This window comes from Candidatus Phytoplasma phoenicium (assembly GCF_001189415.1).
Classification (GTDB): Bacteria; Bacillota_I; Bacilli_A; order Acholeplasmatales; family Acholeplasmataceae; genus Phytoplasma; species Phytoplasma phoenicium.
Genome location: NZ_JPSQ01000063.1, coordinates 1 through 10,485 on the forward strand (window position 1 = coordinate 1; position 10,485 = coordinate 10,485).

The window sequence follows — 10,485 nt, forward strand, 5'->3', positions numbered from 1 at the left end:
AATTAAAAAAAATTAAAAATCAAAAATAATAACTAATAATATAATTTTTGTTTTGCAAAATAAAATGAAAGAAAGATTATAAAATGTATGTCTTATATTGCTTTATATCGAAAATATAGACCTAAAAATTTTGCTCAAATGATGGGACAAAAAATAGTTATTCAAACTTTAAAAAATGCTATTAAATATCAACGAATTCATCACTGTTATCTTTTGAGTGGTGATAAAGGTATAGGAAAAACTACTTTAACCAAGATTTTTGCTAAAACTATTAATTGTTCAAATTTATGTCATGAAGATTGTTGTAATATATGTGAAACATGTTCACTTATTAATCAAAAAAAAGCTTTAGATATTATTGAAATTGATGGTGCTTCTTATAGTGGTGTCGATGAAATTAGAGAATTAAAAAATAAAGCTGAATATAAGGCTTATTTTTTAAAATATAAAATTTATATTATTGACGAAATTCATGCTCTTTCTATTAATGCTTTTAATGCTTTATTAAAAATCTTAGAAGAACCACCAATTAATGTTATTTTTATTTTAATAACAAGTGAATTAAATAAAATTCCGAAAACTATATTTTCTCGTGCTCAACACTTTCATTTAACTCATCTTTTGGTTGAAGATATAGAGAAACAATTACAAATTGTTTCCACAGAGGAAAAAATTTGTATCACTCATGCAGCATTGAGTAAAATAGCTTTTTATGCGAAGGGTAGTTTACGTGATGCTTTGAATTTATTAGATAAAATCAATTCTTTTAAAAATAATTTAATTGAAATCACAGATGTAGAAGAAGTTTTAGGAATCGTTTCTCAAGAAAACATCGAAAAACTTTTTAAATATTTATTCCAAAATACAACAAAAAAATTTATTAGTCTTTTAGAAAAAATTTTGACTGATAATATAGAAATAATGATTTTTTTAGAAAATATGATTGATTTTTTACAAAATTCTTTGATTTATGAATTTAAAAAAGGACCAAAAAAGAAAAAAACCAATATTTTGCAAAATTTAGAATTATCACAAATAGACAATATTTTCAAAATTTTATTTGAGTTAAAATCTATTCTTAAAAATTCATGTCATAAAAAAAATTTATTAATGTTTTTTTTTATAAGAATACATGCCATTATTATTAATTCCGATATATCTCGGCTCAACTCTGTAAAATCTATTGATAATAATGAAGAACCAACGAATATAACAAGTTCTTCGCTTTCAACAGTACCTATTCCAAATATAGAACATACTCTATTAAAAGAACCAACTTTAACCATTAATCAAACATCTCCTCAAAAAATAGAAAAAGAAAATAATTTTATCTCTCATTTAAAACAAATTTTATTTAATGCTGATGCAAAAGCTAAAGAAAATTTAATCAAAGGGTGGAATAAATTAAAACAATTTCCAAATAAGGAATTAGCAAAGATTGCGAGTGATTTATTTGCAGCTCAACTTTTGATTGTGAGTAATAACAAAGAAATACTATTATCATGCGAAGAAAATAATTATATAAATTTATTAAAAGAAGAAAATAAAAATATTATTATTAAAAAAATTTTTAATACTAAAAAAGAATTAGTTAAAGATTATTTGATTATTTTAAAAAAAGATTGGCAACAAGTCATCGAACCACTTTATTTAAATTTTATTCAAAACCCAAATATTCAGGATTTAAATTTATCATCTTTTAACACTGATTTTTATGAACAAAATTCTATTTTACATATTCAAAAACATGAACCTAAAAATAAAAATTCCACCAAAACACCTTTAGTTTTGCGCTTAGCCCAAGAAATGTTTGAATATGATAAAATAGAAGTAGAAGATTGAAAAAATAATAATGATAAGAATATTTGAAATGATATACGTTTGGATAAAAAAATTTCAAAATTTTTCATCATTCATTAAATTAAAAAAATAAAACAACATCTCTAAAGGTTTTAAATTTTGAATAAGAAATTTGTTAATATATTTAGTAATGTGATAACACTTGTATAGTAAAATAACATATTAAGGAAAATAAATAATTTTAATTAATTAAGAAAATAATTATGCTATTGTTTTCTTCAGGATTCAAATTTTTAAAAAGGAGTAAAATTTCTTTAAATGAAAAAAGAAAATAAAAATAATGATATTAATGAACAAAGTGCAATGATTAATATTTCTTATGAAATTTTAAAATCTCATAAGGAACCTATGTCGATTTATGAATTAATATCCAAAGTTTTAAAAATTAAACAAATCGATGAAAAAGAAATAGATAAAGTTTCGCAATTATATTTAGATATCGTTTCTAGTGGTCGTTTTGTTTTTTATGGTAATGATTTATGGAGTATCAAAAATAATAATTTACATTTATGGGATAAAGAATATTTTGTAAATGATAAAGAAGCGACAGAAGAAAATCAAAAAACCCATCATTTAGAAAATGAAATTTTAGATTTTGACGATTTCACAACTAAAAATAAGATGAGTGATGTTATCGAAGAAGAAAAAGAAGAAGAACATTTAGAAGAATACGAATTAGAATTACACGATGATAAATTAGATAACGAAACTATCATTAATGATGATAATATTAAAGATAAAACTGAAATAGTTGAGGAAGAAGATATGATAAATGAATATGAATATTTTTATGAAGATCACAAATAATAATATGATATTAGTTATGAATAATTTGCAATAGGAAATTTATATTTATGATTAAAAAATTAAAAAGGACAAATTCATAATGTTTTTAGGTATATATAATTATACAACATATCTAACTTACTTAAATTTATTGAGTGGTGTTTTTGGTATTAGTTTCTTGATGAATAAACAAATAAATATATCTTATGCTACTATTTGTTTATTAATATCAGGTTTTTTAGATATGTTTGATGGTGTGATCAGTCGTTTAAAAAAAAATCATTCGTCAACAGAAAAAGAATATGGAGTACAAATTGATTCATTAGCTGATATGATTAGTTTTGGACTTTTACCTATTTTAATTGGGTGGGTTTTATTTATTAAAACAACCTATATAAACGATAAACCATTAGCTTATTTATTTTGGTTTTTCGCTGGTTTATATTCTTTAACTGCTTTAATTCGACTTGCTTATTTCAATGTTTTAGCCAAAAAAGAAGAAAATTTTGAAAATCAAATATTTATAGGTATTCCTGTGACAGTTTCTTCAATTATTTTTCCTCTTTTGATTTTAAGTAGTCAAATATTAAAAAAACAATGGCCAAATGAAATTGCAACGATTAATAAATATTCTTTTGTTGTTTATTTTGCAATGATTATTTTATTATCAATTTTATTTGTGTTTAATAAAATCAAATTTAAAAAACAAAAAAATATTATTTACTTTTTATCTATTACATTATTTCTAATAACTTTAATTTTTGGTTTAATTATTTTCAAATTTTAAACACGTACGTAATGATTATGAAAAAAAAAATAATAAAAAAAAAAAAAAACAAAATTCATTTTTTTTATTCTAATTTAGAAAAAAGTTTTTGGAAAAGATTGATCTTAAGAATTTTATCATCACATTCTTTTACTTTTATTTTTAGTCTTTATTTCAAAACCTTTATTTCTAAAATACATATTCAAAAAATTGTCAAACAAGAAAAAATGAATCTTCGTTTATTTGAAAAACAAAAATTTACTTCTTATAATGATTTTTTTACTCGTAAATACAAAAAAATTGGTTTTTGTAAAGAAGCTGAAATTTTTATCAGCCCTGGAGAAGGTTTTATTAGTATTTATCCTATTTTACCATATAGTATTTATTTGATTAAAAACACAAAATATCATTTGAGCGATTTTTTAAAAAATAATAATTTGGCTTTAAATTATAATCAAGGTTATATAATAGTTTTAAGATTAGCGCCTACACATTATCATCGTTATATTTTTGTTGATAATGGTATTATTTCTCATCCTTCTGTGAAAATTAAAGGAAAATTTCATACAGTTCAACCTATTGCTTTTAATTACTATAATGTTTTTCATGAAAATAGTCGTGAATATATTATTCTAGATACTCAAAATTTTGGTCAAATTATTCAAGCCGAGGTAGGAGCTTTATTAGTAGGCAAAATTAATAACCATTCCATTAAAAATTTTCATAAAGGAGAAGAAAAGGGTTTTTTTTCCATTGGCGGTTCTACAATTATTTTATTAGTAAAACCTAATAAAGTTAAGTTTGAACCTTATATTTTAAAAAAAACTCAAGAAAATATTGAAACTAAAGTTAATATAGGAAACAAAATAGGAACGAAAATAATTTACTAAGGTTTTTAATATAATTTTATTTTCGATAAAAAAGGAAATATGAATAATCATAAAGTAAAAAACAAAAAATTTATTTTTATAACTGGTGGTGTTGTGTCTGGTTTAGGCAAAGGAATTATTGCAGCTACTATTGGGAGAATTTTAAAACAACGCGGTTTAAAAATTTTTATGCAAAAATTTGATCCTTATATCAATGTAGATTCAGGAACTATGAATCCTTTTCAACATGGAGAAGTTTTTGTCACTGATGATGGAGCAGAAACTGATTTAGATTTAGGTCATTATGAACGTTTTTTAGACGAAAATTTACTTCGTGAATCGAATGTCACCACAGGACAAATTTATCAAAGTGTCATTCAAAAAGAAAGACAAGGAGAATATTTAGGAAAAACCATTCAAGTCATTCCTCATATTACAAATGAAATCAAAAATAAAATCTTAAATATTGCTAATATTACAGATTGTGATGTGATTATTGTGGAAATAGGTGGGACAGTTGGCGATATTGAATCTTTACCTTTTTTAGAAGCTATTAGACAAATGCGTTATAATATAGGATTTGATAATACGCTTTATATCCATAATACTTTAATTCCTTATTTAAAAACTTCTAACGAAATCAAAACAAAACCAACGCAACATAGTATCAAAGAATTAAGATCTTTAGGTATTCAACCACAAATTTTAATTTTACGTAGTGAAAAAAATATTTCGAGAGAAATTAAAGAAAAAATAGCTATTTTATGCGATGTTAAAAAAAACGCTATTTTTGAAAATATTGATACAGATATTTTATATAAAATTATCGTTAATTTACATCAACAAAAAATTGATGATTTTATTCTTGATCACTTTAAATTACAACCAATGCCTGTTTCAGATATTTCTCAATATACTGCTTTGATTCATAAAATAAAAAATTTAAAAAAACAAATAACTATTGGTTTTGTATGTAAATATTTTACGTGTAATGATGCTTATTTATCTACTATAGAAGCACTTAAACATGCTGCTTATTATAATAATGTAAATGTTAACATTAAATGGATTGATTCAGAAACTTTAACAGCGGAAAATGTTATGTCAAAACTACAAGATTTTAATGGTATTTTAGTACCTGGTGGTTTTGGTTCTCGTGGAATTGAAGGTAAAATACAAGCTATTAAGTATGCTCGTGAAAATAATATTCCTTTTTTCGGTATTTGTTTAGGTCTACAAATGGCCGTGATCGAATATACTCGTAATGTTTTGAATTTGAAAGAAGCGCATTCTGAAGAAATGGAACCAAACACATCTGTACCTGTTATTACTCGAAAAATTAAAAATCGTAATTTAGGGGGAACTTTAAGGTTAGGATTACATCTTTGTCAAATTACGACCGAAAGTAAAAGTTATCAAATTTTTCAAAATAATATGATTTATGAAAGACATCGTCAACGTTATGAAGTAAATCCGGAATATATTCCGTTGTTAACCAAAGATAATAATTTTATTGTTGCAGGAATTAATCCTGAAGAACAACTTACAGAAATCATAGAATTAAAAAATCATATTTGGTTTATAGCAGTACAATTTCACCCAGAATTTTTATCAAGACCTTTTAAACCTCATCCATTATTTAAAGATTTTATTCGTGCTGTTATAGCGTATAAAACAAATTAAAACAAATAAACCAATAAAAAAAAGATATTTGAATAATTAATTCGAATATCTTTTTTTATTTTTTTGATGAAAATATTATTTAATATAATATTATTTTAAATCTGCATCTTTTATAATTGCATTTGTAGCAGTTGTAAATAAATTTTTTGTTATAGCGTTACATGCAGTTACAACTTCACCTGCTGAATATGTATCTTTGTTTATTTTAGCTTTAAATTCTGTTAATTTGTTTTTTAATGCTTCTAACGCATTTTTTGTATCATCTTTTTCTGATGCTTTTGTGCTTTTTGCTGCTTTTTCTATTTTGTCATAACGTCCTTGTAATTCATTATATTTTTTGTTTGCTTTGTCTTTTGCGTCAAGGTCTGCGTTAGTTGCAACAGTTAATTCAAAATCTGATAATTTTTCTACTTCGGCTTTCGTATATCGAGTGAAAGGCCAAATACTAAAAAAATAAGCTATCAATGTATAAACTAAAACAAGTGCTACTGTGCTACCAATACCAACAATAACTTTACCTTTTGTTGTATTTAATAAATTTTCTTTTTGCATGAAATATTATTTCTCCTTTTTTTTCAAAAAATAATTTTATTCTAAAATTATTATTAAATCTTTTTATAAAGACTCAATATCATAATTATTATAACATAATTTTATAAATCAATTAATATATCATCGATTTATTTCATTTTTTTAAAAATTTCATGTAAAATTTGTTCTGTTTTTTCATCATGTTCTATTTTAATGTGATTTTCATAATTTAACATTCGTTCAATATAATGAAGAGATTTTTTATGATTAGAATGTGCATTATCTATAGTCTGTATAATTTCTTCATGTGAAAATTTTTTTTCCAAATACCAGCTTTTAACCATTTCTAACTCATAACTAATAAGAAATTGACCTTTAAGTTTTTCTAAATTTTCAATAGTTTCTATAATCTGATGATTTTTTTGTTTTTCTTGATTTTTTTTTTCTTTTGTTAGGAAAAATTCTTCTAATTTCGAAAATGTATTATCCAAATTAAAAATTTCAAAAATTATATTATTTTTTTTTTCTTGTGATAAAGAAAAGAAATTTTTTTTAATTAAACGTTCTAAAATAGCTTCTACGTCGTTTTTCGATAAATTGGTTTTTTTAGCTAAATTTAAAGAAGAAAAGGTTTTGTTTTTATAACTCTGAAATAAAAAAAGTAAAATCATTAATTCTTGTAAATCTAAATTAATATTTTTATATTCTTGAAGTAATAACTTTTCGATATCCAAAAAATTTTCTTCATAAAGAGTTTTTAACATTTTATATTTTCCTTTCTTGTTGAAACATCATTAAAGCTTTTTGAGCTGCTTTTTGTTCAGCTGCTTTTTTAGTTTTACCAATACCATGACCTAAAAATTTATTTTCTAAATAAACTTCTGCAATAAATTCTTTATCATGAGCTAAACCTTTTTCCGAAACAATACGGTAACTTAAATTTTGTTTATGTGTTTGCACTAATTCTTGCAACTGTGTTTTAAAATCAATAATATTAATTACTTTATTTAAACAAGGTAGAACAATATAATAAAAAGTTTTTTCTACTTGTGAAAAACCTAAATCTAAATAAATTGCTCCAAATAAAGCTTCAAAAGCATCAGCTAAAATAGAATAATTTTGTAAATATCTTTTTTTCTCACCTTTACCTAAAAGAATATATTTTTTTAATTGGATTTCTTCTGCATAAATTAATAAAGATTCGACACAAACTGCTTGTGCTCTTTTTTTTGTCATAATACCTTCATTATCTATATTTTGACGATATAAATAATTAGCCATTAAAAAATTAATAATAGCATCTCCTAAAAATTCCAATCTTTCGTTATCTTGATCTTTAAAATTGTTTTCATTGGCATAAGAACTATGAGTTAAAGCTTGAATATATAAAGAAATATTTTTGGGTTTAATTTGTAATCTTTTAAATAAATTTTTTAATAACATAATTTACTAATTTTCTTATTAAAATTGTTGAGAAATTTTTTGTATCAAATTTTGTTGCACTAATTTTTTTGCTTGAAGAATAGCCTTATAAAAGGCATATTCATTAGAATTTCCATGCGCCTTCACAACAATTTTACTTAATCCCAAAAGCATTGCTCCACCAATTTCTTTATGATCCATCTTTTTTTTCATTGCTTTCAATTTTTTAACATAAAAAAGTTTACTAATTATCTTAAGAAAAAAATTACTAGTTAAAACATTTTTAAAAGCTTGCATAGTTGATTCGATTGCTCCTTCGTAACTTTTAATAATCATATTTAAAACAAAACCATCATTTAATAAAATATCTGCATCTGTCGATAAAAGATTTTGTGGTTCTTCATTTCCTTGAAAAAGAATCCGTTTATCCTGTTGTAATAAATGATAAGTTTTTTTTTCTAATATTCTACCTTTTGTGCTTTCTATACCAATATTGAATAATTTGATTTTAGGATGCGAAATACATAATAATTCTTTGGCCATGATTGAAGCACAAATAGCATAATTTAACAATTGTTCTGGCTGAGTTTCAATATTTGCACCTGCATCTAGTAAAATACGAGTACGTCGTCCATCTAAAGAAGGAACCAAAGGAGCTAAAGCTATTCTTTTTATATAAGGTAACGTTTTAATAATAAAATAACTCGCAAAAATCAAAGCTTGAGTAGGACCAGCTGAAACTACACCATCAACTTCCCCCTTTCGTACAGCTTCTAAAGCTAAAAACATAGAGTGTTGTGGTTGTGTGCTTAATACTTCACGTAAATTAGTAATATCCATATTTAAGCATAAATCAGTATGTATAATAGTCATTCTTTTTTTTTTAAAAGACGAAATTAATTTATTAGAAAAATGTTGATGAAGAATATTATTAATTTTAAATTGATCACCATAAAGGCAAACATATAAATCAGGTTCTTTTAATAAGGCTTTGACGGTACCTAAAATATTTATTTTAGGAGCAAAATCTCCGCCCATTGCATCAATGGCTAATTTAATCATATTCATCCTTTCTTTTGGTTTGAATTTTTGTCATATTGTAAAGTCTCGAAATCTTTCGTAATATTTAAAAAACGATATTTAAAAAAACCACTTTGTTTTTTACCGAAAAAATCGCCTGGTCCTCTATTTTTTAAATCAAAATCACTTAATTTAAAACCATCATTTTCTTTGATGAATATGTCTAATCTTTTATGATGTTTATGCGTGACTAAAAAACAATAGTTTTGATAAGTATTACGCCCTACTCGTCCTCTAAATTGGTGAAGCTGACTTAAGCCAAAATATTCAGCTCCTAAAATAATAATCATAGTAGCATTAGTAATATCAATACCGACTTCGATAATCGAAGTAGTTAATAATATTCCTTTTTTATCTGGAATAAATGATGTCATTATATTTTCTTGTTGTTGAGTGGTTTTTTTACCATGTAGAATATATAAATGTTCTATTTGATTTTGTGTTAAAATAGCCTCTACTTTTGGAATATTAAAATATTGAGTTTGATCTTGAATAGCAGGTATAATAATGTAAGATTGTTGATTACGATTTTGATTTTTTTTAAAACGTATTATTGCTTCTGATAAAGAGCATTTTTGTGTGCTTACTTCTTTTTTGGTATAAGGTTTATTTTTTAACAAAGAAACTTTTATAAACCCTAAATACATAGCAATTAAAGCTTTTGGTATAGGAGTGGCTGTTAAATATAAAATATCTGCTATTTCATTTTTTGTTTGGACTTGTTTTTTTAATATCTATCCCAAATTTATGTGTTTTGTCAATAATGATTAAACTTAATTGATGGAAAATAGTGGTCGATAATAAATGTGTACCAAATACTATTAGTACTTTATTTGTTTGAATATCTTTTTGTAATTGTTTTCTCTTTTTATTTTTAGAGGTTAAACAAAGAGCAGCTATGTCTGGGAAAAGTTTTGTAAACTTGCGATAATGTTGCTTTGCTAAAATTTCTGTCGGAGCCCATCATTAAAACTTGTTTTTTTAAATTAATGATACCTAAAGCAGCTATAAAAACAACCATAGTTTTACCTGTGCCGCGACATATCACCTTGAATTAAACAACTAACAGGATAAGGTTGACTAAAATCTTTATAAATATCATTAATAATTTGTTTTTGATTTTCTGTTAATGTAAAAGGGATTTTCGTAATCATTTTTTGAATATAAGCAATATTACAAGATAAAGGCGTTTTTGAAAGCATATGAATACGTTCAGTAAACCATTTTTTCGTTATTTGTAAAGCTTCTTCGTGCTTAAAACGTTTGAAAGTTTGTTGTAACATATCATTATTTTGTGGTAAATGTAAATTTTGTAAAGCTTGTTGACAACTGATTAAACAATATTTAGTTAAAATATGAGTATTTAAATTTTCTTTAATATGAAATTGAGAATGCGAAAAAATTTGTTTAAAAAAAGTTATTAAAGTGGGATCAGAAATATTTTTGAATTGATAAAGAGGTCGAATTTGATTTATTAAATTTAGTTCC

Annotated in this window: 12 protein-coding genes and 1 pseudogene; 5 read left to right on the plus strand and 8 right to left on the minus strand. The window is 23.8% G+C overall.

Annotation, left to right across the window (positions count from 1 at the left end; translation table 11 throughout):
• The first annotated feature begins 87 nt into the window (after positions 1–87).
• The 5 genes from dnaX (at position 88) to pyrG (ending at position 5,964) form a co-directional block, all read left to right on the plus strand.
• Positions 88–1,842, plus strand: coding sequence for a DNA polymerase III subunit gamma/tau (dnaX, locus tag AlmWB_RS01495; protein WP_050337383.1), 1,755 nt, complete (start codon positions 88–90; stop codon positions 1,840–1,842).
• Positions 1,843–2,118: 276 nt separating this feature from the next.
• The gene (gene rpoE / locus AlmWB_RS01500; RefSeq protein ID WP_050337385.1) at positions 2,119–2,667 is read left to right on the plus strand and encodes a DNA-directed RNA polymerase subunit delta; all 549 of its coding nucleotides are present in this window, start codon (positions 2,119–2,121) and stop codon (positions 2,665–2,667) included.
• Positions 2,668–2,746: 79 nt separating this feature from the next.
• Positions 2,747–3,433 (plus strand): CDP-alcohol phosphatidyltransferase family protein, encoded by a 687-nt coding sequence (locus tag AlmWB_RS01505; protein ID WP_050337387.1) that lies wholly within the window; start codon positions 2,747–2,749, stop codon positions 3,431–3,433.
• Positions 3,434–3,450: 17 nt separating this feature from the next.
• Positions 3,451–4,302: a phosphatidylserine decarboxylase gene (locus AlmWB_RS01510; protein WP_239682431.1), complete on the plus strand. Its 852-nt coding sequence runs from the start codon at positions 3,451–3,453 to the stop codon at positions 4,300–4,302.
• A gap of 39 nt (positions 4,303–4,341) precedes the next feature.
• Positions 4,342–5,964, plus strand: a complete 1,623-nt coding sequence (gene pyrG / locus AlmWB_RS01515) for a CTP synthase (protein WP_050337391.1) — start codon at positions 4,342–4,344, stop codon at positions 5,962–5,964.
• Between the two features lie 90 nt (positions 5,965–6,054).
• On the opposite strand, the gene AlmWB_RS01520 is transcribed toward pyrG, so the two are convergent.
• From AlmWB_RS01520 to AlmWB_RS01885, 8 genes and pseudogenes are all read right to left on the minus strand, one after another.
• On the minus strand, positions 6,055–6,516 hold the full coding sequence (locus AlmWB_RS01520) for a hypothetical protein (RefSeq protein ID WP_050337392.1): 462 nt from the start codon (positions 6,514–6,516) through the stop codon (positions 6,055–6,057).
• A 128-nt stretch (positions 6,517–6,644) separates the two neighbouring features.
• Positions 6,645–7,259, minus strand: a complete 615-nt coding sequence (locus tag AlmWB_RS01525) for a DnaD domain protein (RefSeq protein ID WP_050337394.1) — start codon at positions 7,257–7,259, stop codon at positions 6,645–6,647.
• A 1-nt stretch (position 7,260) separates the two neighbouring features.
• Positions 7,261–7,938 carry a ribonuclease III gene (gene rnc, locus AlmWB_RS01530; protein WP_050337396.1) on the minus strand — a complete coding sequence of 226 codons (678 nt, stop codon included), beginning with the start codon at positions 7,936–7,938 and terminating at the stop codon, positions 7,261–7,263.
• Positions 7,939–7,956: 18 nt separating this feature from the next.
• The gene (gene plsX / locus AlmWB_RS01535) at positions 7,957–8,979 is read right to left on the minus strand and encodes a phosphate acyltransferase PlsX (RefSeq protein ID WP_050337398.1); all 1,023 of its coding nucleotides are present in this window, start codon (positions 8,977–8,979) and stop codon (positions 7,957–7,959) included.
• 2 nt (positions 8,980–8,981) lie between these two features.
• A complete protein-coding gene (locus AlmWB_RS01540) occupies positions 8,982–9,644 on the minus strand; it encodes a helicase-related protein (RefSeq protein WP_050337400.1) in 663 nt (220 codons plus the stop codon).
• A 55-nt stretch (positions 9,645–9,699) separates the two neighbouring features.
• Positions 9,700–9,945, minus strand: coding sequence for a DEAD/DEAH box helicase (locus AlmWB_RS01950; RefSeq protein ID WP_369126156.1), 246 nt, complete (start codon positions 9,943–9,945; stop codon positions 9,700–9,702).
• Complete coding sequence (locus tag AlmWB_RS01830; protein ID WP_157022405.1) at positions 9,872–10,045, minus strand: hypothetical protein; 174 nt, start codon at positions 10,043–10,045, stop codon at positions 9,872–9,874. Before AlmWB_RS01830 ends, AlmWB_RS01950 begins: the two co-directional genes overlap by 74 nt.
• Positions 10,023–10,485 (minus strand): annotated as a pseudogene (locus AlmWB_RS01885) (ATP-dependent DNA helicase); the annotation flags it as partial. The pseudogene AlmWB_RS01885 and the gene AlmWB_RS01830, both read right to left, overlap by 23 nt.